Source organism: Arthrobacter dokdonellae, from assembly GCF_003268655.1.
Classification (GTDB): Bacteria; Actinomycetota; Actinomycetes; order Actinomycetales; family Micrococcaceae; genus Specibacter; species Specibacter dokdonellae.
On the sequence record NZ_CP029642.1, the window covers coordinates 1,933,803 to 1,957,432 of the forward strand.

The window sequence follows — 23,630 nt, forward strand, 5'->3', positions numbered from 1 at the left end:
GGTGCGTATTCCACTGACTTGGCTGCGCGAGTATGCGCAGGTGCCGGCAGGAGCAACTGCCGAAGACGTCATGACCGAGCTGGTCAAGGTTGGCTTTGAGGAAGAAGCCGTCCACCGCCCGCTGGATTCGATCAGCGGGCCCATTGTGGTGGGCCAGGTGCTCTCCAAGGAGCCTGAGCCGCAAAGCAACGGCAAGACCATCAACTGGTGCTCGGTCCGCGTGGTCCCGGAAGGCGCGCAGCAGGCCCTGGAGGGGGACGGCATTGACCCCTCCGGCGTGCAGGGCATCGTCTGCGGCGCCCACAACTTCGAGGTGGGGGACAAGGTGGTGGTCACCCTGCCCGGCGCCGTGCTCCCCGGCGACTTCCACATTTCCCCGCGCAAGACCTACGGTCACGTCTCCGCGGGCATGATCGCCTCGGTCCGCGAGTTGGGCATCGGAGAGGACCACGACGGCATCCTGGTGCTCTCCACCCTGGGCCTCGACCCGGAACTGGGCAGCGACGCGCTGGAGCTCCTGGGCCTGCGCGACGAAGCGGCCGAGATCAATGTGACCCCGGACCGCGGCTACGCGTTCAGCATCCGCGGCGCCGCCCGTGAGTACGCGCACGCCACGGGCACCCCGTTCACCGACCCGGCCGCCCTGGTTGCGGTCACCGCGGCCACGGGTCCGGGTCATCCCGTCCGCCTTGAGGACCAGGCGCCGATCTATGGCCTGCCCGGCTGCGACCGCTTCGTGGCCCGCACTGTCCACGGAATTAACGCGGCTGCGCCAACTCCGACGTGGATGTCCGCCAGGCTGCGCCTGGCCGGGATCCGCTCCATCTCGCTGCCGGTGGACATCTCCAACTACGTGATGCTGGAGCTCGGACAACCGCTGCACTTCTACGACGCCGACAAGCTCTCCGGGGACATCGTGGTGCGCCGGGCCGCCGCCGGGGAAACGCTGCAGACACTCGATGGGAAGGTCCGCAGGCTCGACGTCGAGGACCTGCTGATCACCGACGCCTCGGGTGCCATCGGCGTGGCCGGCGTCATGGGCGGGGCCGCCACCGAGGTCACCTCCGCGACCACCAGGGTCCTGGTTGAGGCCGCCCACTTCGAGGAAGTCTCCATTGCCCGCTCGCGCCGGCGCCACAAGCTCCCGTCCGAGGCCTCCAAGCGCTTCGAGCGAGGCGTGGACTGGGAGGTGGCCGACGAGGCCGCCCAGCGCGCCGTGAACCTGCTCGTGGAGCTGGCCGGCGGCACCGAGGACACCACCGTCACGGACGCCGGCGTCGAGCCGGCACCCGTCGCGGTGTTCCTGCCGTCGGGGTTTGCGGCGGCACGCATCGGCATCGACTTCACGCCGGAGCAGATTGTCGGCTCCCTGGCGGATTTGGGCGCCGTGGTTGACACGGCCGACGGCGGCTGGAACGTCACCGCCCCGAGCTGGCGCCCGGACCTGGTCACCCCCGAGGACCTCACGGAGGAAGTGGCCCGCCTGGTGGGCTACGACGCCATTCCCGCCACCCTCCCCGTGGCCCCGCCCGGCCGCGGCTATTCGCGCACACAGCAGCAGCGCCGCCGCGCAGTCCAGGCCCTGGCGGATTCCGGGCTGACCGAGATCCTCGCCTACCCGTTCGTGTCCAAGGACGACAACGAAACCTTTGGCGTCGCCGAAGCCGGCGCCCCGCGGGCCGCGGTGAAGCTTGCCAACCCGCTGAGTGAGGAATACGGCTACCTGCGCACCTCGGTACTGCCGGGCCTCATGGAGACCGCCAGGCGCAACCACTCCCGCGGCTTCCACGACCTGGCGCTGTTCGAGTCCGGGCTGGTCTTCCTGCCGTCCGGGACCTTGGGCAGTGCGTCCATCCCGCCGCTGGGAGCCAAGCCGTCCGACGACGTCCTCGACGCCCTGTACGACGGCATCCCCTACCAGCCGCTCACCATCGGCGCGCTCTTCACGGGCAGGGACACCCCCGCCGCCCCGCACCACACGCCGCGTGCCTGGGACTGGGCCGACGCCATCGACGCCGCCCGGCTCGTGGCGGACGTGACCGGCGTCGACCTGGTGGTGGAGCAGGGCTCGCACCAGGCCTTCCACCCGGGCCGCGCCGCCGTGCTGACGCTGCGCTCCGGCGAGGTGGTGGGCCATGCCGGCGAGCTGCATCCCAAGCTGCTGGCCGAGCATCACCTGCCTGCCCGCACGGTGGCCATGGAAATCAACGCCAGCATGGTGTTTGACGCCGCAGCCGACGTCATCGTGGCCAAGCCGATCTCGACCTTCCCGGTCGCCACCCAGGACGTGGCCCTGGTGGTCCCGGCGGAGATTCCTGCCGCCTCGGTGCTGGAGACGCTGCGCGAGGGCGCCGGGGAGCTGCTCGAGGACGTCGCCCTGTTCGACGAGTACCAGGGCAAGGGCATTCCTGAGGGCAGCAAGTCCCTTGCGTTCGGACTGCGCTTCCGCGCGGCGGACCGCACGTTGACGGCCGACGAGGCGTCCGCCGCACGTGCGGCCGCCGTTGAACTGGCCGGCGAAAGGTTCGGCGCCACGCAGCGGTGACCCTCCGGCGCTCGTGAAATACAAGGTCCGGTACCACCCGGGGCACAAGGCAGCCGGCGTGTTAACGTTTGGGGTGTTAGTTCAGGCCTGCCTGGCTCCCGCCGCAGCAAAGTGCCCATTGCTGCGGCGGGGAAGAATAGACAAACCGCGTTTGAACCCTTCTCCACAGGGCGCACTTTATGGTGGGAGCGCAGGACGGTTCTCGAGTCCGCCGATCAAGTGGCGCCGGACGGCGGTGCCCGGGTCTTGGCTACGCGAGGAGGTCGTGAGCGCCCGTGGCGCACTCGTGGCCGATCCGTCCGCTGTGATGGGCGTCGATTTTGTCTTTCAGCGGGAGGCACGGCAACAGCTCGAGGAAGGATTTCATCGCCGATGCCGGGACTCCCGCCAATGCGGCAAGCTTCACAGAATCGATCCGTGCTTGCCTTTGATCCGAAGGATCACCAAAGCTGGTGACCTTTCGGGGTTTCCTTGACGGGCTCGTGGATGGGGCATGTGCAACATTGTCAAACCTGAGGTAAAACGGGCGGCATGCGACTGGGCCTGATCCGATTCCCGTCGAACTCGCCGTTGTCCGTCGTCACCATTGTTCCTACGTCGACCGTCGGCGCTCCCGTGGACCACCTCACCCGAGATCGGCTCGGAGAGGTCGAGCTGGCGCTGGCCCACTACCTTGGAGTCCAGGACGCCGGCCCACCCCGGTCCTCGTAGATGCGCACCTGTCAGCTCCCGTGGTCATCGGCTCCTCCCCGGACTCAATCGAGCAGGGTGACGACTTCCCTACTCACCGGGCGCAACGTGGATGCCAGCAGCCTCGGCTCCGATGCGCAGCCGACTGTCCCAAACGGCGAGCAGGGTGTCGGCGGCACCGACTTGCAAGCACGCTGGCCAGATGCACAGCGTCGGCACCACGAAGCGCATGTGCGCTGGCCAGCTCGCCGGCGTGCATGGTGATGGTTTGGGTTATCTCGACGGGTCGTGTCGCGGACCAGAATTCCTCCCACTGTGCCTCGGCGCGGCGCTGGTCGGCAGCATCCAGCAGGTGATCGCGACCGGCAGCCGCCAGCGCGGCACGTACCTCCGGGTAGGCAAGCCGAGACGCGACGGCGGCGTCGCATCCGTCCCAGAGGGCGGCGGCCAGCTCACTTCCGTCCTCCTCGACGACCAGTTTGACGAAGGCGCTGCTGTCGAAATACACAATCGCCATGCTCAGCGGCGCTGCTCACTGACCAGTTCAGACACGGATTCGCGAGCGTGCAGGCGCGACGCTCCGCGCGCTGTGGGCCGTCCGGCCCGAGGCGGCCTGCTCAATATGCCGCGCTGGGTGAGTTGCTCCAGAAGGCGCGCGGTATCCACCGCTGAGAGCCGTGCCACCGGTGTTCCTCGATCAGTCACTATGATCTCCTCACCCGCACGGGCCCGCTCGACCCAGCTCGCCAGCTCCGCCCGCAATGCACTGATCGCCACATCCATTCTTCATGTGTACAACCAGCCCACGGACACTTGTACATAAGTGTGCAAAGGCGCCCCCGTTGCGGACCCCTCCGATGTTGAACCGCCAGGCCACACGGTCGCCGCCGTGGAGCCGAGCGCGTCGATGCGGTCCCAACGTGCGGGGTGCCGATTCCGCTGAACTGCACGGACGGCTTCGGTGAGGCCTACTATGGCCGGCCCGAGGCACTGCTGGACACCGGGGCTCGCGAGGCAAACTCGGCCTGGAGCTTCGTCGGAACGGAAGTGGGGGACAGGTTCGAATGCAGGGTCTTAGCGCTGCACGGGCCTTCCGTGGCCGGGGCAGATCCACTGGACGTCCAGGTCCTCCAGCACTGCCGTCGAGGCCAGTGCCTGTGCCTTGTCCGTGATCAACAGCGCCGGAAACTGCCTCAGCGTGCCGTCTGCGCGGACCATGGCGGCGTCTCCCGAAAAGACTGTCTGCCGCCAAACGAACGCGAAGTGCCCGGGCGTGTGCCCCGGCGTCGGCACCGCCCTGATTTCCTCGGGGAAGCCCTCCGTCTCGCCCAGGAAGTGGACAATGCCGGGCAGCTTCGGGCGCCCCATTGAGGACAACACGCGACGCGCGAACGTGCCGGGGGACCGGCGGCCGGCCAGGATGTCCGCGTCGGCCCTGCCGATCCACAGCTTCGCACCGTTTTCAGCGGCGACGGCCAGCGCAGCGCCAGCATGGTCGACGTCGTAGTGAGTCAGCAGGACATCCGTGACTGCCCCTGTCAGTCCGGCCCCCGCCACCTCTGCGACGACCGCCCGGGCCCCGGACTTCATGCCCGGATCCACGACGGCGAACCCCCGGTCCAGCGGAATCACATACCCGTTGGCACCGCGGGAATTGTCCAGCTGAAACGCTTCGTTCGGCAGCTCATGCATGATGGCGTCCTTAGTTGTGGCAGGAAATAGGGTATCGTCCGCCGTTGCTTACGGGACCAGGATGACCTTCCCGGTGGTCCGGCGCCCCTGGAGCGCCGCATGGGCGGCGCCCGCCTCGGCCAGCGGAAAGCGTGCGCCTATACGGGCGGTCAGCTTGCCTGCGGCGACAGCGTTAAAGACTTCGGCAGAACGCCAGCGGCGCTCCTGCGGGTTGCGCAGGTAGTGGACCATCGTCGGGCGCGTGACAAACAGGGACCCGGAAGAGTTCAGGCGCTGCAGGTCAAAGGGCGGCACCTGGCCGGACGCCCCGCCAAAGAGCACCAGCATGCCGCGGATGCGCAGCGACGCAAGGGAACCTTCGAACGTGTCCTTCCCGACGCCGTCGTACACCACATCGACGCCGTCTCCGTCGGTCAGTTCGCGAACGGCCTCGGCAAACCCTTCGTAGCGCAGGACGTCGTCCGCCCCTGCCACGCGGGAGAGCTCTTCCTTTTCGTCGGTGGAGACGGTGGTGATCACCCTGGCTTCACGCTCCTTGAGCATCTGGGTCAGCAGCAGGCCCACGCCGCCGGCTCCGGCATGGAGCAGCACCCTCTGGCCGGGCTCCACGTGATAAGTCGAGTTCATGAGGTAGTGGGCGGTCATGCCCTGCAGCGGGAGGGCTGCGGCGACGTCCAAGGGCACGGAGGACGGGACAGGCAGCGCCTTCTGCGCGGGGAAAATGGCGTATTCGGCGTAGCAGCCCCGGCCTTCGGCGGTGGCGACACGGTCTCCCACGGCAAATTCCTCAACGCCGGGGCCCACCGCCACGACCGTGCCGGCGGCCTCGGCGCCCGGGGTGAACGGGAAGGGTACGTCGTAGGTTCCGTCCCGCTGGTAGGTCTCGATGAAATTCACGCCGACGGCGGCGATGCGGACCAGCAGTTCCCCGGCGCCGGCCTCGGGGACGGGAACCTCCCTGAGTTCCAAGACCTCGGGACCGCCGGGGCCTCTGGCGACAATGGCGCGGCTTTGCGGGGTCATGGTGTTCTCCACTTCTGTACAAATGCTTGGGCTTCAACTGCGTCGGGCCGGCGGCCGCCGTCGCACGGCAAGCGCCTGTTTCCATCATAGGGGCGAACAAACGGCCCGTCCGGGAATCCGGTGGATAAATATCGACAAGAATGAATAATCCTGCTGTATAGTCGATTTATGACGATTTCAGTAGCCGTTTCAGGAGCCAGCGGATATGCCGGGGGAGAGGTGCTGCGCCTGCTGGCCAGCCACCCGGATGTGAGCATCGGCGCCATCACGGCCCACAGCAACGCAGGCACCCGCCTGGGCGAGCTGCAGCCCCACCTGCACGCGCTGGCGGACCGCATCCTGGTTGACACCACGGTGGAAAACCTCGGCGGGCACGACGTCGTCTTCCTGGCCCTGCCGCACGGCAAGTCCGCAGCCGTCGCGGCCCAGCTGCCGGCGGAAACGCTGGTCATCGATGCCGGCGCCGACCACCGCCTGCAGGATTCGGCCGCATGGGAAAGGTTTTACGGCTCCCCGCATGCCGGCACTTGGCCGTATGGGCTGCCCGAACTCCCCGGCGCCCGCGCCAAGCTCCAAGGTGCCAAGCGCATCGCGGTCCCCGGCTGCTACCCCACCAGCTCCTTGCTCGCCCTGTTGCCCGGCTTCAGTGCAGGGGCGCTGCTGGCCGACGACGTCGTGATCGTCGCGGCCTCCGGAACGTCCGGGGCGGGAAAAGCAGCAAAGATCAACCTGATCGGCTCCGAGGTCATGGGGTCCATGAGCCCCTACGGCGTCGGCGGCGGCCACCGGCACACGCCGGAAATCCAGCAGGGCCTCTCCAACGCCTCCGGCCTGGATGTGAAAGTGTCCTTCACGCCGACACTGGCTCCCATGAGCCGAGGCATCCTCACCACGGCCACGGCCAAGGTGGCGCCGGACTATGCCGCCAAGTTTGGCGGCGCGCCGGGCCTCGCTGCTGAACTGCGCCAGCTCTGGGTCGACGCGTACGCGGACGAGCCGTTCGTCACTGTCCTCCCCGAGGGCCGCTGGCCGTCCACCAAGTCGGTCCAGGCCTCCAACTACGCCGCCCTGCAGATCGCCTACGACGCCAATGTGAACCGCGTGGTGGCCTGCTGCGCCATCGACAACCTCACCAAGGGAACCGCCGGCGGAGCGGTACAGTCAATGAACATTGCCCTCGGCCTGGCGGAAACCACCGGCCTTTCCTTCCAAGGAGTAGCACCATGAGCGTGACATCTGCACAGGGCTTCCGGGCCGCCGGCACCACCGCCGGGCTGAAAAAGTCCGGCAACCCCGACCTTGCCTTGGTGGTCAACGACGGCCCGCAGCACAGCGCCGCGGCGGTCTTCACGTCCAACCGTGTTGCCGCCGCGCCGGTGCACTGGACACGGACGGTCCTCGGCGACGGCCGGGTGGACGCCGTGGTCCTGAACTCCGGCGGCGCCAACGCCTGCACCGGTCCCGAAGGCTTCCAAAACACGCACACCACCGCGGAGAAGGTGGCCGACGTCCTGGGCATGTCCGCGACGGACGTGGCCGTCTGCTCCACTGGCCTCATCGGCGAACAGCTGCCCATGGACAAGATCCTGCCGGGGGTGGAGGCCGCCGCCGCCGCGCTGGCGTCCGACGGCGGGGCTGCCGCGGCCACCGCGATCATGACCACCGACACCGTCGCCAAGGAAGCGGCCTGGACGTCGGCCCCGGACGCCAACGGCAACAGCTATACCATTGGCGGCATGGCCAAGGGTGCCGGCATGCTTGCTCCCGGACTGGCCACCATGTTGGTTGTCATCACCACCGACGCCGAGGCGGAGGCAGAGGGACTGGATGCAGCCCTGCGTGACGCCGTCCGCGTTACCTTCAACCGCGCCGACTCCGACGGCTGCATGTCCACCAACGACACTGTGCTGCTGCTCGGCTCGGGCGCCTCCACTGTGATCCCCGACATGGACGAATTCACCGCCGGACTGACCGACGTCTGTGCCGCGCTGGCCCGGGCCCTGATCGCTGACGCCGAAGGGGCCAACCATGACATCGCCATCACTACCGTCAACGCGGACAGTGAACGCGACGCCGAAATTGTCTCCCGCTCCGTGGCACGCTCCAATCTGTTCAAATGCGCCATCTTCGGCAACGACCCCAATTGGGGCCGTGTCCTCTCCGCCGTTGGCACCACGGACGCCGTATTCGACCCCAACGAGATCAACGTCAGCATCAACGGCGTCCAGATCTGCCGCAAGGGCGGCATTGGGGATTCCCGCGACCTCGTGGACCTGACCGCCCGCGAAGTCACCGTCGAAATCGATCTCCGCGCCGGCGAGGCCTCCGCCACCATCTGGACGAACGACCTCACACATGCCTACGTCGAAGAAAACAGCGCCTACTCGTCGTAAGCCGGTGGTCGAGCCGGTCGAGCCCGTCGAGACCCCGGCGGGGGCCCGCTGGAAGCGACGACGGCTGCGGACCGGGATTCCCTCGGCCGCTTTCCGGCCAATCGGCCGCGGGCGGCCCCGGCCTCCCTGACGCGGTCTACGGAAACCCTGGCTCCTCCGCCGTCGCCGCTTCCGCTGAGGGCCCATCTCCGGCGGGATAAGCCCCCTCAACGGGTCTCCTGGCGCAGCCGGCATTTTTGTAGCCCGGCGTAGAGGAGACCCGCAGGCCGCCCGCGGCCGAGGAGTCGGATAGCCGGGCGGAAAATGGCGGGCCACCGCCGGAGGTCCGCAGCCGGGAGGCTTGCAGCCGGGAGGCGGCACAACTGAGACGAATTGAAGGAAGAGAACATGAATTCGGTGGAAACCGCGCAGGACAAGGCCGGGACGCTGATTGAGGCGCTGCCGTGGATCCAGCAATTTGCCGGCACCGTGGTGGTGGTGAAATATGGCGGCAACGCCATGATCAACGACGACCTCAGGCGCGCGTTTGCCGAGGACATCGTGTTCATGCACCACGTGGGCATAAAACCTGTGGTGGTCCACGGCGGCGGGCCGCAAATCAATGCGATGCTCAAGCGCCTGGACATCAAGAGCGAGTTCAAGGGCGGCCTGCGGGTCACCACCCCCGAGGCCATGGATGTGGTCCGCATGGTGCTGACCGGGCAGGTGGGCCGGGAACTGGTGGGGCTGATCAATTCGCACGGCGCGTACGCGGTGGGGCTGTCCGGCGAGGACGGCGCCCTGCTGCAGGCCGAGCGCACCGGCACCGTGGTGGACGGGCTGCCCGTGGACCTGGGCCTCGTGGGGGAGGTGGTGGGCGTGAATCCCGGGGCCATCCTGGACCTGCTGGAAGCCGGCCGCATTCCCGTGATCTCCACGGTGGCCCCCGAGGTGGGGGATGCATCGACCGTCCTGAACGTCAACGCGGACACCGCCGCCGCTGCGCTGGCCGTGGCGCTCGAGGCCTCGCGCCTGGTCATCCTGACCGACGTCGAGGGCCTCTACGCGAACTGGCCGGACAAGTCCTCGCTCCTGTCGTCCCTGGGCGCCGGTGAGCTGCGCGCCATGCTGCCGTCGCTGGAGTCGGGCATGATCCCGAAGATGGGCGCGTGCCTGAACGCGGTCGACGGCGGCGTGGCCCGTGCCGCCGTGGTCGACGGGCGCAGTGCGCACTCCATGCTGCTGGAACTGATGACCACTGCCGGCAACGGCACCCAGGTTTTTCCCGACGAAGAGGACGCATCATGAGCAGTGAAACAGCGGGGCCGAACCCGGAACCGGCAGTAACGGAAGACACGGCAAACGGGCACGCCGCGACGGACCAGTCGACACAGCTCCGGGCGACGGCCGCCGCTGTGGTCGGCACCGGCACCGGCGAGCAGTGGCTGGCCCGCTACGGCAACTCGCTGATGGGCGTCTTTGGCAGTCCGCAGCGGGTGCTGGTACGCGGCGCCGGCGCCGTGGTGTGGGACGCGGACGGCAACGAATACCTGGACCTGCTCGGGGGCATCGCCGTGAACGCGCTGGGCCACGCCCACCCGTTTGTCACGTCGGTGATCGCCAGCCAGCTGGCCACCCTGGGCCACGTCTCGAACTTCTTCACCAGCCCGACGCAGATTGCGCTGGCGGAAAAACTGCTGCAACTCAGTGATGCCCCCTCGGGGTCCAGGGTGTTCTTCGCCAACTCGGGCACGGAGGCCAACGAGGCCGCGTTCAAGCTGGCCAGGGCGCACGGCAAGGCCAATCCGGCAGCGGACGGCCGCGCCCGCGGCACCATCCTTGCCCTCGACGGCGCGTTCCACGGCCGCACCATGGGGGCCCTGGCCCTCACCGCCAAGCAGGCCTACCGCGAACCGTTTGAACCCATGCCCGGCGGCGTGCGCCACATTGCCTTCAACGACATCGATGCCCTGCGGGACGCCCTGGATGACACCGTTGCCGCCCTCGTCATCGAACCCGTGCAGGGCGAGGCCGGGGTCCGCCCGCTCTCCGGCGAATACCTGCAGGCGGCGCGCGAACTGACCACCCGGGCCGGCGCGCTTCTCATTGTCGACGAGGTGCAGACCGGCGTGGGCCGCACGGGCGACTGGTTTGCCGGACTTGCCGCGGGGATCCAGCCCGACGCCATGACACTGGCCAAGGGCCTGGGCGGCGGATTTCCCATCGGTGCCATCGTCACCTTTGGCGAGGGCCCGTCGTCGCTCCTGTCCGCCGGGCAGCACGGCACCACCTTTGGCGGGAACCCGGTAGCCACCGCCGCGGCCCTGGCCACGCTGCATGTGCTGGAGGTCCAGGACGTCCTGGCCAACGTACGCACCGTCAGCAGGGTCTTCGCGGACGGACTGGCCAGGATCGACGCCGTCACGGACATCCGCGCGCACGGCCTCCTCATCGGCTTCGACCTGGACCGGCCCGTGGCCGCCGGAGTGGTCACCGCAGCCCTGGACGCGGGCTTCATAGTCAATGCCCCGGGCCCTAAAACCATCCGCCTGGCGCCGCCGCTGAATCTGACGGCCAAACAAGCCGCCTCCTTCCTCGCGGCGCTGCCGGCCCTCATCAAGACGGCCGTCGCGGCCCAGCCCACCGAAGGAGCATCCTCATGACCCGGCACTTCCTGGTCGACACCGACCTCGGCCCATCAGAGCAGGCAGAAGTCCTGGCCCTGGCCGCCGCACTGAAAAAGGCGCCCTATGCCAAAACCACCTTTGCCGGCGATGGCGCGGGTGCCCAGACGGTGGCAGTCATCTTTGACAAGACCTCCACCCGCACCCGCGTTTCCTTCGCCGCCGGCGTGGCCGCGCTGGGCGGCAACCCGCTGATCATCAATCCCGGCGAGGCCCAGATCGGCCACAAGGAGTCCGTGGCGGACACGGCAAGGGTGCTCGAGCGCATGGTTTCCACCATCGTGTGGCGCACCTACGGGCAGGACGGCCTGGAGGAAATGGCCGCGAACTCCAAGGTGCCCGTCATCAACGCCCTCTCTGACGACTACCACCCCTGCCAGCTGCTCGCGGACCTGCTCACCATCCAGGAACACAAGGGCACGCTGGCCGGTCTGACCATGACGTACCTGGGCGATTCGGCCAACAACATGGCCAACTCCTACCTCCTGGCCGGCGCCACGGCCGGCATGCACGTGCGCGTCGCCGGCCCCGAGGGCTACCTGCCCGCCGCCTCCGTGGTTGCGGCCGCCGAGGAACGCGCCGCCCTCACCGGCGGTTCGGTGCTGGTCACGACCAGCGCGGCCGACGCCGTCTCCGGCGCGGACGTCCTGGTCACCGACACGTGGGTGTCCATGGGCCAGGAGGAAGAAAAGGAGGCGCGCCTCCAACTGTTCAGGGACTATGCGCTCGACGACGCCGCGCTCGCCAAGGCGGATGCCGGCGCGATTGTCCTCCACTGCCTCCCCGCCTACCGCGGGTACGAGATCGCGGCCTCCGTCATCGACGGCCCCCAGTCCGTGGTGTGGGACGAGGCCGAAAACCGCCTCCACGCCCAGAAGGCCCTCATGGTGTGGCTGGTGGAGCAGACGGCTGCCGAGGACGCCCTGGCGCTGCAGGCTGCCACCGAAGCGGCCGGCGCCTGACCATGTCCAGATCGCCTTCCGCCGGGGCCGCCATGCCCACCACCAAGACGGCACGCCAGGCCCGCGTGACGGCGCTGCTGGCCAACAAGGCCGTCCGCTCCCAGGCGGAACTGGCCACCCTGCTGGCCGACGACGGCCTGGTGGTGGGGCAGGCGACGCTCTCCCGCGACCTCGTGGAGCTGCGGGCCTACCGGGTGCGTGGCAAGGACGGCGGGCTGATTTACGCCGTGCCGCGGGAGGGAGGGGAGCGCGGCGTCCACTCGCCGTCGTCCCAGGAACTGCTGGACACGCGGCTGGTGCGCCTGTGCGGGGAACTGCTCGTCACCGCGGAGGCCTCCGCCAACATCGCCGTGCTGCGGACCCCGCCGGGGGCCGCAAACTTCCTGGCCCTGGCCATTGACCATTCGGTCATGCCGAGCATCCTTGGCACCATTGCCGGGGACGACACGGTCATGATCATCACCCGCGATCCGCAAGGCGGGGCCCAGGTGGCCGAGCGCTTCCTGCAATTTGCCGCCGAATCCGGCGCCTCAGGCTGACCGGCTGCCTGCACCACCTAATCTAGAACCAAGCGAACAAAAACCGTGGCGCCGCCAGGCCGCACGGATTTCATTGACACGAGGAGAAAAAGAACGTGACTGACCGCATTGTATTGGCCTACTCCGGTGGCCTCGACACATCCGTTGCCATTGGCTGGATCGGGGAAGCCACTGGCGCCGAAGTCATCGCTGTTGCCGTGGACGTCGGGCAGGGCGGGGAGTCCTTGGAGGACATCCGCCAGCGTGCGTTGGCCTGCGGCGCCGTCGAGGCGTACGTGGCCGACGCCCGCGACGAATTCGCCAACGATTACGCCATGCCCACGCTGAAGGCGAACGCCCTCTACCAGGGCCACTACCCGCTGGTCTCGGCCATCTCCCGCCCCGTCATCGTCAAGCACCTGGTCAAGGCCGCCCGCGAATTTGGCGCCACGACCGTGGCCCACGGCTGCACGGGAAAGGGCAACGACCAGGTCCGTTTTGAGGTCGGCATCCAGACCCTGGGGCCGGACCTGAAATGCATCGCCCCCGTCCGCGACCTGGCACTGACCCGCGACAAGGCCATCGCGTTCGCCGAGGACAAGGGCCTTCCCATCGAGACCACCAAAAAGAATCCGTACTCCATTGACCAGAACGTCTGGGGCCGCGCCGTGGAAACTGGCTACCTCGAGGACATCTGGAACGCGCCCACCAAGGACATCTACGACTACACGGCCACCCCGGAATTCCCGCCGGCGCCGGACGAGGTCATCATTACCTTCGCCCAGGGCGTCCCCGTCGCGATCGACGGCCACAAGGTGACACCGCTGCAGGCCATCCAGGAACTGAACCGCCGGGCCGGCGCGCAGGGCGTGGGCCGGATCGACGTCGTCGAGGACCGCCTGGTGGGCATCAAGTCCCGCGAAATCTACGAAGCCCCCGGCGCGATGGCGCTGATTACCGCGCACAAGCACCTCGAGGACATCACCGTCGAGCGCGAGCAGGCCCGCTTCAAGGCCACCGTGGGCCAGCGCTGGGCCGAGCTGGTCTACGACGGCCAGTGGTTCTCCCCGCTCAAGCGCTCCCTGGACGCCTTCATCGAGGACACCCAGAAGTACGTCTCCGGCGACATCCGCATGACCCTGCACGGCGGTGCGGCCATCGTGAACGGCCGCCGCTCGGACACGTCCCTGTACGACTTTGACCTGGCCACCTACGACACCGGCGACACCTTTGACCAGTCGCAGGCACGCGGTTTCATCGAGCTCTGGGGTATGTCCTCCAAGGTGGCCTCCACCCGCGACCAGCGCACCGCAGGGAAGTAGCTGTCATGACTGACGCTGAGAATCCGGGCGTACGGATGCAGGGGTCCCCGGCAGAGCGAAGCGAGGTTGGGGGGCGTTCGGGGACCAACGAAGGCGCGCTCTGGGGCGGGCGCTTCCAGGGCGGGCCTGCCGATGCCCTGGCCGCCCTGAGCAAGTCCACGCACTTTGACTGGCGCCTGGCGCTGTACGACATCGCCGGGTCCAAGGCCCACGCCCGTGTCCTGCACACGGCAGGGCTGCTCGACGACGCCGAACTTGCGGGCATGCTCACGGCGCTTTCGGAGCTGGAAGAGGACGTGAAGTCAGGCGCCTACGGTCCGTCGGAAACCGACGAGGACGTGCACGGCTCCCTGGAACGCGGCCTGATCGAGCGCGCCGGCACCGCCCTGGGCGGCAAGCTCCGCGCGGGCCGCTCACGCAACGACCAGATTGCCACGCTGGGCCGGATGTACCTGCGGGACCATGCACGCATCATCGCCGGGGGAGTGCTCTCCGTGGTCGACGCCCTCGTTGGGCAGGCGAAGGTTCACCACGGCGTCGCCATGCCCGGTCGCACGCACCTCCAGCACGCCCAGCCGGTGCTGCTCAGCCACCACCTGCTGGCCCACGCCTGGGCCCTGCTGCGCGACGTGCAGCGCCTGGTCGATTGGGACAAGCGCGCCGCGGTGTCCCCCTACGGCTCGGGCGCGCTGGCCGGTTCCTCGCTGGGTCTGGACCCGAACGCCGTCGCCGCGGACCTGGGTTTCGACTCGGCAGCCTGGAACTCCATCGACGGCACCGCCTCCCGCGACGTCTTCGCCGAGTTTGCGTGGGTCGCGGCCATGATCGGGGTGGACCTGTCCCGCGTTTCGGAGGAAGTGATCCTGTGGGCCACCAAGGAGTTCTCCTTTGTGACGCTGCATGATTCCTACTCCACAGGTTCCTCCATCATGCCGCAGAAAAAGAACCCCGACGTGGCCGAACTGGCCCGGGGCAAGGCAGGGCGCCTCATCGGCGACCTGACAGGGCTGCTGGCCACGCTCAAAGGCCTGCCGCTGGCCTACAACAGGGACCTGCAGGAGGACAAGGAGCCCGTCTTCGACGCGGCGGATACCCTGGAACTGCTCCTCCCGGCCGTTTCGGGCATGATCGCCACGCTGGTGTTCAACACCGGACGCATGGAATCCCTTGCCCCGCAGGGCTTTGCGCTGGCCACCGACATCGCCGAATGGCTGGTCCGCCAGGGCGTGCCGTTCCGCGACGCCCACGAGCTGTCGGGGGCCGCCGTCAAGGTGGCTGAGTCCCGCGGAGTGGAGCTGTGGGACCTGACAGACGAGGAATACGCACGCATTTCGGCCCATCTCACCCCAGAGGTCCGGACGGTGCTCAGCACGGAGGGATCGCTGAACAGCCGCAACTCTCAGGGGGGCACGGCCCCGTCAGCCGTGCTCCAGCAGCTCGCCGCCCTGGAGGGGCAGCTGGGCGACGCGCGCGCCTTCCTGGCCTGACCGGCGTCGTCCGTGTAACGAAGAATGTCCGCATTCAGGGAGAGGATGCGGGCATTTTCCGTTCCTCGGCCGCTATCGCATAGCCGCCTCCCACTGCTCGCGAGCTCGCAGAGGGCCCCTCGGCCGCTATCGCATAGCCGCCTCCCACCGCTCGCGAGCTCGCAGCGGGCCCCTCGGCCGCTATGCTGGGGCAATGACTGAGATCTCGACTGCACAGCTGACGGACCGCCTGGGGGCCGCAGCGGACGCGCTGGCCGGCAAAGCGGCCAAGCTAAGCGACGACGACGTCCGCGCCGCCACCGAACTGCCCGGCTGGACGCGCGGGCACATCCTGGCCCATGTTGCCAACGTCGCCGACGCCGTGGCCCGCCAGGTGGAGTATGCCCTGCGCGGGGAATCCATTGAGTTTTACGACGGCGGGATGGGTGGGCGGACGCAGGCCATTGAGATGGCGGCGGGGAACCCCGCCGCGGAGCACCAAGACAAGCTGGACGCCGCCCTGTCGCGCGTGCTTTCCGCATTGGCGGGGCTGGACGACGAGCAATGGACGTTGCGCATCAACTACCGCGACGGCACGGTGTACGACGGCGCGCTGGCGCTGTGGCGCGAGTTGGTCATCCACCTCGCGGACCTCAATGTGGGGCGCGGACCGGAAACCTGGTCCAAGGAATTCTGCCTCTACCTGATCGCGTTCCTGGCGACGCGGGTGCCGCAGGGCACCCGCCTGGTGCTGCTGCCTCTGGCACTTCCAACCATCACCGTGGGAAACGGCGCGAACACCGTGTCCGTGCAGGGCATGCTGACGGACATCGCCGCCTGGCTGGCCGGGCGCACCCCCACCATGGACAGCCTGCGCGCCGAGGCGGCGGCCGACTCCGTTGACCTGCCGAAACTCCTGCCCTGGCCTTCGGCCCTGAATGCCGCGCAGTAGTGGTTGGCCCGACGGCAGGCAAGGCGCGCGTAAGCCCCATGTAGGCGGTGGCGGGAAAACTGGAAACCACGAGGAACCGCTTGAGGGGAAGGGACCGGACATGGTATCCACCATCCGACCTTCGTAGCCGGCCATCGACGTCCACGGCTACCACCATCTCCCTGCCTGCCACGCTTCTGCGCCCGGAGGCCGGCGATGCCAGGATCTTTAGCTGCGACGTCCGCTCGTGGCACAGATTGGCCGTCAGCTCACCGGCGTCACAGGCCAGGACGCGCCCGTGGTTGAAGTCCTCGGCGCCATCGAATACCTGGTCCTGTCCTCCAAACTGTCGGGACTCCGGGAACCCTCGCCGCAACGCGTGAATTGGAGAAGGCGCGATAAGCATAGTAGCCCCAGCCCTCTGGGACAACGTTTGCCAGCGTCAACCCCGGCTTTCCACGTCGTGACGGCTGTGCGCCATCCCGGCAACCGAGGCGACGCTGGCATGGCGGCCGGGTGGGCCGTGCTGGAAGCCGTGATCAGCGTGGTCGTATTCGCACCGTTGACTGTCCCCGCCTACACGCGCAAGGCCTAGTCTCCATCCGTCCGGGCAATCAGACGCCGGGCGGCCCACAACAACGCAATGGCCACCAAAAGGACCCCGGCGCCGAGGCCCACGGCTCCCCACGGAATTCCGACGCCGCCAGCGGCCGCCGCTGTAACGGCGGTGCTTTGGGCGGAGGCTGGGGTCCCCGGACCAACGGCCGGTCCTGAGATGCCTGCGGGGCCGCGTGCGGTAAAGGTGAATGTGCCTTCGATGGGGTGCGAATCCGATGACACGATGCGCCATTCCACAGTGTACTTGCCGGCCGGTGCACCGGGTTTCAGAGCCTGGGTGACGTGGTTATCGACAATGTTCACGGCTCCTGAAGCCCAGTTGCTTCCACGTGCGTCCTTGACGAGCATTTCCGATCCGATGGCGATGGGCGTGTGGTCGAACGTCATTCCAATCGACGCCGGCACGGAGGCCACCGTTGAGCCATTGGTCGGGCTGGTGCCTTCCAGGACATCGTGGGCCTGCGCGGCCGCCGCAGGCAGGATCAACATGGCCAATGTCAGGGCCGACAGCAGGGCTGTGGCCAGGGGATGTCGGTGATGGTTGCGTGGAGCGTGAGGTGCCATGACGGCATCCCTCCTGGTTGATGGCGGAAACGGAGTGGAAGGACTACTTGGCGGCGGATTTCCGGCGGCCGGCAATGACAATGCCGAGGGCGGAGCCTCCCAGCAGGAGGCCCACCGCACCGAGGACCAAGGCCAGAATTGACAGGCCGTTGTTCGACGACTGCCCTTCGGCCGCTGCGGCCGGTGCGGCGGCGTCTTCGGCGGTGGTGACGAAAGACGGGGCGGGGTGTTCGGGTTCGGCCTTTCCGGCGACCGCCGTTTCATTCCATTCGACCGTGGAGCCGTCGGTGTACGTCTGCACGGCCGGCATGGTGATGGTTGTCCCGGCCTTGGGAAGCTTGCCCACGGAGAGCGCGAAGGTCTGGTACTCGTTCTGCCCGATCTCATGCGCCGCGTCGGCCGTCCACACGACCGCGCTCGGTGCCTTGGTCACGGTGGTCCCGTTGATGATGACCGGCTTGGGCAGCTTGCTGGTGATCACTTTGGCCGTCCACCCCTCCAGCTGCCGGACGGAAACGGAGGTGAACGGGGCGTCAGCGGGAAGGTTGACCACCACTTTGTCAGTCTTCGCCGCAACCGACTCGTTCGGAACGTTGAACGACAGGTGGGTGTAGCCGTTGGCCGCCGGGTCGTCTGGACTGACCGTGACGTGGGCGGACGCGGCCGCCACGCCCAGTGAAAGCATGGCCGCGGCCAGTGCTCCGGTGGTGACGGTCTTGAGGGTGCGGCGTAGGGAGGTTTTCATGGTGCTGCCTTTCACGGGTGGGGTCCGCCAGTGGCGGAAAGGAGGTGGATGCGGGCGCTTGGCCGAGTCCGTCATGGGCCGTTTGGGTGTGCGGGATGGCAGTCCGGACACGATCGCCGAGATGGGTGTGGTGGCCTTGAGCCGGAGCGTTTCCATCAGTCGAAAAACGCTCGTCTCCCCGAAACGGAGGAAAAGCATTGGCAATGCGGCCGCGACGGCGTGGCCAAGCCACATCTGCCATCCACTGCTGCCCGCATGCACCATTGGCGCAACGGCCGCGTGGGCGGCGATGGCGGTCGGGCCGGTTCCGCCATGGTCCATGCCTGCCATCATCATCCGAGACGTGTCCGGCGGCGCGGCGGGAGGAATGCTGAAGAGCCGGTGGAAGATGGCCTGGCTGGCCGCAACACCCGCAGCCAGCCTGCCCAGCGATAGGTGTCGCCGTGCCAGCAGGCAGCACGCCAGCCCGGACACTGACAGCGAAAACAACAACAACTGGGGATCGGGCGCAGTGCCGCCCGCCGCCACATGGCACGCGGTAGCCACGGCCGTCGCAAAGCCGGCGGCGACCCAGCCGCGGGCAGTGCCCGAACCGCATGCCGTCATATCCACTCCCGCTGCATAGGCTAAGGTCCGCATTGTGTCTCAGCCCATCGTACGTGTTCTACGGTGGGTAGAAAAATAGCTGCGGTTGCCCCGAATGAACCGTTATGACGTGCTGAACTCCCGCAACGACGGCTCCGTGAGCAGGTCCTGCCGGCTGCGCCGGAACCGGGTAGTAGCCGGCCAGGAGCCCGGAGAAGGCGAACATTCGGCCCGCCTTCTCCGCGCCCGGATATGCCCACGGCATACACGGCTGCTGGCGATAAAGTCAGGTCATCGACGCTATCCGCTCCATAGCGACGTTATCCTCTGGAGTCTGTCCCTCAAAGCGCTGAATGTTGGGCTTGGAGGCAACGACGTGGTCGCACAGGGGACGCAGGACGTGGACGGCGTGGCCCTTGCCGCCGTGAACATCGGCCAGCCGGAGATCGAAGACCGTCGTGTCGTCCCCGCAGGTCTTCCACGACCACCAGTCCCAGCCGGGTGTCGTCCGCGTTGATCCAGCAGGCCTGCGAGTCGCTGCTCCAGAATCGGCCCGACGATGCGCGGCTGCCCACCGAAGCGACATCCGCGTAGGAACCGGCATGAAAAGGAATGGTATTGCCACAGAGAAAATCCGTGAGGGTGTCGGCATCAGCGACGGTCAGTGGAAGGAATCCGACAGTCATGGGCCCCAGCCTGCCGCGGGGCTGTTCGAGCCTCAACGGGAGACCCCTCGGACTGGCTTTTCCCCGGATACGCGCCAGAAATGCAGCGTGGCATAGGAGCGCCACGGTCGAAGTGGCTCGGCCATGCGGGCCAGCTCCGGCGCCTTGATGGACCGGGCCGTGCTTAGCGAGTCGCCGCGGAGCAGGCCAAAGCCGTTGCGGACGGCCGAATCCGTAGGGAGAAAGATGTCGCTGCTGCCCAGCACCCGCATGCTGACATAGCCCACGGTCCAGGGCCCGATCCCGGGAAGCGGCAGCAGCTTCTCCGCCAACGATTCGGGCGTGTCAGAAGCATCGAGGCGCAAGGATCCGTCCGCCAGCATTCCCGCGACAGCGATGATGCTGTCGATCCGGCGCTGCGGGCCGCGCAGAATCGTGCGTCCGTCTGCCGCGATCTGTGCCGGGGTGGGAAAGAACCGCTTCATGGAACCGTGCGGCAGGCGGCTGGGAGCGCTGAGTGCAACCAACTGCCGCAGCGCGGTCGTGGCCGCCGCCACGGTGATCTGCTGGCCGATCATCGCACGGATGAGGATTTCGTTCGGGTCCACGCAACCCGGCAGCCGGATTCCCGGTAGGGCTGCCACCCTCCCGGACAGCAGCGGGTCCATGCCCAGGGCCGCGTCCGCGGCTGCGGGGTCGTGGTCCAGGTTGAAAAGGTGCCGGACGTGGGCGGACAGCGTAGGGGAGTCCGCGGCGTCTTCGACCTCATGGTCCAACAGCAGCCGCCTGCCGTCCCATGCCAGCCGGAACCAACCATGGCCTCCGGGAAGGGAGAGCGTGCGGGCATAGCTGGTTGACGTTGCTTCCTCCACCCCCGCCACGGCGCGCGCCGCCAGAAAATCGAAGATGCCCGGTTCAAAAGGCGGATGGAATGGCTCTGCTTGTCCCATGGAATCATCCTGCCACGGGAGCGCGGACTGCTGTTGCCGGAACAGCACCCCTCGCCTAGTCTGGCTGCATGGCCGACATTTTGGACACACTCGCAGGCATCACCCGACTCGTCAAGAACACCCAACTCAACCATCAGGACGCCACCTCGGTGGTCCTGCAACGAGAAGTCTCTTCACCGGCACATGAAGTCTGGGCCGCGTGCACTGAGGCGGAGAACATTCAACAGTGGTTCCTCCCCGTTACCGGCGACCTCAGTGTCGGGGGACACTACGCCTTGGAAGGCAATGCGTCGGGAGAGGTCCTGGATTGCCATACCGGGCGCGGCTTTCGCGTTTCCTGGGTGATGGGCAATGGTCCGGACTCCGAGCTTGAATTCACCGTGACACCCACCAACATCGACCACGCCCTTGTGGAACTGCGGCACACGGCTACGGTGGACCCGGAAATGATGGGCACCTACGGTCCGGGGGCAGTCGGCGTGGGCTGGGATGCCGCCCTGCTCGGGCTGTACCAATACCTCCGCGGGGTGCCCACCGGTCCCGCGCACCAGCCGCCACCCGCGGTCTTGAACCCGTTCATGGCCGCCAGCAGCGAGGCTTGGGCTGACGCCGCCATTGCCAATGGCGCCTCCCCGGAGGCCGCCCGGGAATCAGCCAAGCGCACCACCGCCTTCTACACCGGAACGGACGACGCAGGCACCCCCTGACGCTGTTCTGGCCGGAGGCAGTCGGTACAGATTACATACCGCTCCGGTGGTCGCGTTCCTCGAGACCCCCATACCCCGGTGGCTGAGCCTGACCGGATTCTGAACCTTGCTCGTCGTTGGGCCCGTTGGTGTTGCGTGTCGGTGGTGGTTGGGCCTGTGGTGCCCTTGGGGGTTGAGGGTTTGGGTTTAGTGTTCGGGGAGGGTGAGGCCGTGGTGGTAGGGGTTGCGGAGGTCGCGGCGGTTGGGGTCGGTGCCGTGGGTGGGGGTGTAGTGGGGGATGCCGTTGAGGAGGCGGACGCTCCAGTGGCCTTGGTGGATCAGGGTGTGGTGGTATTCGCAGGCCAGGGCGCCGTTTTCGATGCTGGTTTCCCCGCCGTCCTGCCAGGGGATGATGTGGTGTGCGTCGCACCAGCGGGCGGGGCGGGTGCAGTGGGGGAAGGTGCAGCCGATGTCGCGGGCGATGAGGAGTTTGCGTTGGGTGTGGGTGAAGAGGCGTTGGGTGCGTCCGACGTTGAGGATTTTTTGGCCGTCGCCGAGGATCATGGTGGTGACGTCGGCGTCGCAGAGTTTGGTGTCGAAGAGGGAGAGGTTGCTGGGTCCGGTGTAGGGCAGGAAGGCGATGCCGCCGCCTTTGCCTTGGGTGCGGCTGGCTTGGAGGTCGGCTTCGGTGGTGGAGATGATCAGTTGGGGTTTCATGCCGCCGTTGAGGGGCAGCAGTTCGGTGCGGGCGGCGAGGTGGAGGCAGTCGATCATGCCGTCGAGGAGTTTTTGGGCGTGGGTGCGTTTGTCGGCCACGGCGGGGTCGGTGTTGGTCGGGTCGATGGGGTCCAGTCCGGGCAGGTCGATGTCGGAGCCGGGTTCGGGGATCTGGATTCCGTGGACCAGGTGTGGCCAGGGCGGTTCGGTCCCGGATCTGTCGGGGGCGCCGCGCTCGGTGGGGTCAAGGCCGGGAGTGGCCCAAAACTGTGCCCCGCCCTCACTTCCGACATCGTCAGGGCTGCTGCCGCCAGCGGTGATGGTGGGCGTGTCGGTGCCGTGGGTCGTGGTGGCTGCGGGTTGGGGTTGCCAGCCGAGTCCTGCCGGCGGGGGTGATGCCGGGAAGATGAACCTGATGCCGGCGTCTTTGCCGTCGCTCGTGGCCGTGCCGCCCGTGGCGGCGCCGTCCGTGGCCGTGCCGTCCGTGGCGGCGCCGTCCTGGGCGGCGCCGATGTTGCCGGGGACGGTTCCTCCGGTGTCGCCATCGGTGGTGGCGGGTTGGGCCCAGTCCGGGGCCGGGCCTTGGGGTGGCGGCCAGGAGTTGTCCGCGGCGGCGCCGGGGGCGGGGCTTGCCGGGGCTGGTGGCTGGGCTCGTCCCGGCGGTTGGGCTGGTTCGGACGGTTGGGCTGGTTCGGACGGCTGGGCTCGTCCGGACGGTGGGGCTGGTGGCGGTGTCGGGGTGGCGAGTGTGGGCGCGTTTCCGGTGGCGGTGGCTGCGTGGAGGAGGTCCATGAGGTTCATTTGGCCCGGCAGTATGTCGCTGGAGCCGGAGCCGGAGCCGTTGTCATGGTTGTTGCCGCCGTCACCGTTGTCATGGTTGTTGGGGTTGATGGTGTTGATGTCTTTGTGGGGGGCGGGGTTGGTGGAGTGGCCGATGTAGGCCATGATGCTTTCGTATTGGGCGATGGTGGCGTGGCCGGTGATTTTGATCAGGCCGCGGTAGGCGCGGTGGAAGCGGATGCCTTGTTTGGCGATCAGTTCGCCCTCGGTGGGTTTGTCGCCGTCGGGGTCGATGATGTTGATGGCGCGGGTGCCGATGCGGCGCAGGAAGTCCGGGTTTTGGGTTTGGGCGTGTGTGGTCATGGTGGTTTCGAGCTCGCGGGCTTTTTCGGCGGTGGTGCGTCCGGCGTGGGCGAGGTGGGCGGCGTCGGCGGTGTAGTGGGAGGCGGTCAGGGCTTGTTCGGCGGTGGTGGTGCCGGTAAAGAACGCGGTGGCCAGGACGGGCTGGTCGCAGGGGGTGGTGACGGTGGTGAGGGGGTCCGTGGCGGGCAGGAAGTGCTGGGCGAGGTTGAGGCGGCGGCCGGCTTCGGCGCGGCTGAGGAGCAGGGCGTCGGTGAGGACGTCGGCGGGGGATTTGTGTCCCTCCCGCAGGTAGCGGCCCTCGTGGGTGCGGGTGGCGATGGTCCCGGCGGCCTGGACCTGCAGGGCCTGGACGTACCGGCTGAGCTGTTCAACGGTCCGGCCCCAGGCGATCAGTTCGGCATCGCCGAGGGACTCCAGGCTCACGCCCAGCGGGGCCGGGACCACCGGATCACTGGGAGCACCGGAACCGCCGGCGGCAGTGGCTGCCGCCGATCCAGAAGCCGCGGCGGTGGATGCGGCGGTGGATGCGGCGGTGGCGGCTGCCGTCAGGGACGCGGCAAGGGTGATCAGCTGGTGGATGTGTCCACCAGCGGTCCCTGTCCCTGTCGGGGTGCCGGTCTGTCCCGGCACCCTTGCCGTTGCTTCCATACGCACAACACTACCGACGGGCACCGACATTATCAGAAAACATATTCGGGATGTGGAGAACTTCTAGAACAAGACATTCTGTGGAGGCGACAACGCGAAAACAG

The 23,630-nt window shown here is 67.7% G+C and carries 21 protein-coding genes; 13 read left to right on the forward strand and 8 right to left on the reverse strand.

Annotated features, from left to right (window positions below; translation table 11 throughout):
- Position 1: 1 nt before the first annotated feature.
- Both pheT and DMB86_RS08640 read left to right on the forward strand, forming a co-directional pair.
- A complete protein-coding gene (gene pheT / locus DMB86_RS08635) occupies positions 2-2,545 on the forward strand; it encodes a phenylalanine--tRNA ligase subunit beta (RefSeq protein WP_113717416.1) in 2,544 nt (847 codons plus the stop codon).
- A 531-nt stretch (positions 2,546-3,076) separates the two neighbouring features.
- Positions 3,077-3,256 (forward strand): hypothetical protein, encoded by a 180-nt coding sequence (locus DMB86_RS08640; protein ID WP_171814427.1) that lies wholly within the window; start codon positions 3,077-3,079, stop codon positions 3,254-3,256.
- Positions 3,257-3,329: 73 nt separating this feature from the next.
- Here DMB86_RS08640 and DMB86_RS08645 read toward each other — a convergent pair whose 3' ends face one another.
- The 4 genes from DMB86_RS08645 to DMB86_RS08665 form a co-directional block, all read right to left on the reverse strand.
- Entirely contained in the window at positions 3,330-3,752 is a 423-nt protein-coding gene (locus tag DMB86_RS08645) for a type II toxin-antitoxin system VapC family toxin (protein WP_227878676.1), read from the reverse strand.
- 2 nt (positions 3,753-3,754) lie between these two features.
- The gene (locus DMB86_RS08650) at positions 3,755-4,018 is read right to left on the reverse strand and encodes a type II toxin-antitoxin system Phd/YefM family antitoxin (RefSeq protein ID WP_113717417.1); all 264 of its coding nucleotides are present in this window, start codon (positions 4,016-4,018) and stop codon (positions 3,755-3,757) included.
- Between the two features lie 291 nt (positions 4,019-4,309).
- Positions 4,310-4,927: an MBL fold metallo-hydrolase gene (locus DMB86_RS08660; protein ID WP_113717418.1), complete on the reverse strand. Its 618-nt coding sequence runs from the start codon at positions 4,925-4,927 to the stop codon at positions 4,310-4,312.
- A gap of 48 nt (positions 4,928-4,975) precedes the next feature.
- A complete protein-coding gene (locus DMB86_RS08665) occupies positions 4,976-5,950 on the reverse strand; it encodes a quinone oxidoreductase family protein (protein ID WP_113717419.1) in 975 nt (324 codons plus the stop codon).
- A 168-nt stretch (positions 5,951-6,118) separates the two neighbouring features.
- Here DMB86_RS08665 and argC point away from each other — a divergent pair, with 168 nt between their 5' ends.
- The 9 genes from argC (at position 6,119) to DMB86_RS08710 (ending at position 16,226) form a co-directional block, all read left to right on the forward strand.
- Positions 6,119-7,177 (forward strand): N-acetyl-gamma-glutamyl-phosphate reductase, encoded by a 1,059-nt coding sequence (gene argC / locus DMB86_RS08670; protein ID WP_113717420.1) that lies wholly within the window; start codon positions 6,119-6,121, stop codon positions 7,175-7,177.
- A complete protein-coding gene (gene argJ / locus DMB86_RS08675) occupies positions 7,174-8,343 on the forward strand; it encodes a bifunctional glutamate N-acetyltransferase/amino-acid acetyltransferase ArgJ (protein WP_113717421.1) in 1,170 nt (389 codons plus the stop codon). Before argC ends, argJ begins: the two co-directional genes overlap by 4 nt.
- Positions 8,344-8,730: 387 nt before the next feature.
- Positions 8,731-9,630 carry an acetylglutamate kinase gene (argB, locus tag DMB86_RS08680; RefSeq protein ID WP_113717422.1) on the forward strand — a complete coding sequence of 300 codons (900 nt, stop codon included), beginning with the start codon at positions 8,731-8,733 and terminating at the stop codon, positions 9,628-9,630.
- The gene (locus DMB86_RS08685; protein WP_113717423.1) at positions 9,627-10,985 is read left to right on the forward strand and encodes an acetylornithine transaminase; all 1,359 of its coding nucleotides are present in this window, start codon (positions 9,627-9,629) and stop codon (positions 10,983-10,985) included. Before argB ends, DMB86_RS08685 begins: the two co-directional genes overlap by 4 nt.
- Positions 10,982-11,968 carry an ornithine carbamoyltransferase gene (gene argF, locus DMB86_RS08690; protein WP_113717424.1) on the forward strand — a complete coding sequence of 329 codons (987 nt, stop codon included), beginning with the start codon at positions 10,982-10,984 and terminating at the stop codon, positions 11,966-11,968. The genes DMB86_RS08685 and argF overlap by 4 nt, the downstream gene beginning before the upstream one ends.
- A 2-nt stretch (positions 11,969-11,970) precedes the next feature.
- Positions 11,971-12,507, forward strand: coding sequence for an arginine repressor (locus DMB86_RS08695; RefSeq protein ID WP_113717425.1), 537 nt, complete (start codon positions 11,971-11,973; stop codon positions 12,505-12,507).
- 95 nt (positions 12,508-12,602) lie between these two features.
- The gene (locus DMB86_RS08700) at positions 12,603-13,808 is read left to right on the forward strand and encodes an argininosuccinate synthase (protein ID WP_113717426.1); all 1,206 of its coding nucleotides are present in this window, start codon (positions 12,603-12,605) and stop codon (positions 13,806-13,808) included.
- Between the two features lie 35 nt (positions 13,809-13,843).
- Positions 13,844-15,295, forward strand: a complete 1,452-nt coding sequence (argH, locus tag DMB86_RS08705; protein WP_113717427.1) for an argininosuccinate lyase — start codon at positions 13,844-13,846, stop codon at positions 15,293-15,295.
- A 193-nt stretch (positions 15,296-15,488) separates the two neighbouring features.
- Entirely contained in the window at positions 15,489-16,226 is a 738-nt protein-coding gene (locus DMB86_RS08710) for a maleylpyruvate isomerase family mycothiol-dependent enzyme (RefSeq protein ID WP_113717428.1), read from the forward strand.
- A gap of 570 nt (positions 16,227-16,796) precedes the next feature.
- On the opposite strand, the gene DMB86_RS08715 is transcribed toward DMB86_RS08710, so the two are convergent.
- Entirely contained in the window at positions 16,797-17,387 is a 591-nt protein-coding gene (locus DMB86_RS08715) for a copper resistance CopC family protein (protein WP_113717429.1), read from the reverse strand.
- 43 nt (positions 17,388-17,430) lie between these two features.
- The gene (locus tag DMB86_RS08720) at positions 17,431-18,132 is read right to left on the reverse strand and encodes a YcnI family copper-binding membrane protein (protein ID WP_113719433.1); all 702 of its coding nucleotides are present in this window, start codon (positions 18,130-18,132) and stop codon (positions 17,431-17,433) included.
- A gap of 58 nt (positions 18,133-18,190) precedes the next feature.
- On the opposite strand from DMB86_RS08720, the gene DMB86_RS20275 reads away from it, so the two are divergent.
- Entirely contained in the window at positions 18,191-18,757 is a 567-nt protein-coding gene (locus tag DMB86_RS20275) for a hypothetical protein (RefSeq protein ID WP_129545503.1), read from the forward strand.
- Between the two features lie 678 nt (positions 18,758-19,435).
- On the opposite strand, the gene DMB86_RS08725 is transcribed toward DMB86_RS20275, so the two are convergent.
- Positions 19,436-20,332, reverse strand: coding sequence for a DNA-3-methyladenine glycosylase family protein (locus DMB86_RS08725; protein ID WP_113717430.1), 897 nt, complete (start codon positions 20,330-20,332; stop codon positions 19,436-19,438).
- 68 nt (positions 20,333-20,400) lie between these two features.
- Here DMB86_RS08725 and DMB86_RS08730 point away from each other — a divergent pair, with 68 nt between their 5' ends.
- Positions 20,401-21,039 carry an SRPBCC domain-containing protein gene (locus DMB86_RS08730; RefSeq protein WP_113717431.1) on the forward strand — a complete coding sequence of 213 codons (639 nt, stop codon included), beginning with the start codon at positions 20,401-20,403 and terminating at the stop codon, positions 21,037-21,039.
- Between the two features lie 186 nt (positions 21,040-21,225).
- Here DMB86_RS08730 and DMB86_RS08735 read toward each other — a convergent pair whose 3' ends face one another.
- On the reverse strand, positions 21,226-23,526 hold the full coding sequence (locus DMB86_RS08735) for an HNH endonuclease signature motif containing protein (protein ID WP_171814428.1): 2,301 nt from the start codon (positions 23,524-23,526) through the stop codon (positions 21,226-21,228).
- Positions 23,527-23,630 lie beyond the last annotated feature (104 nt).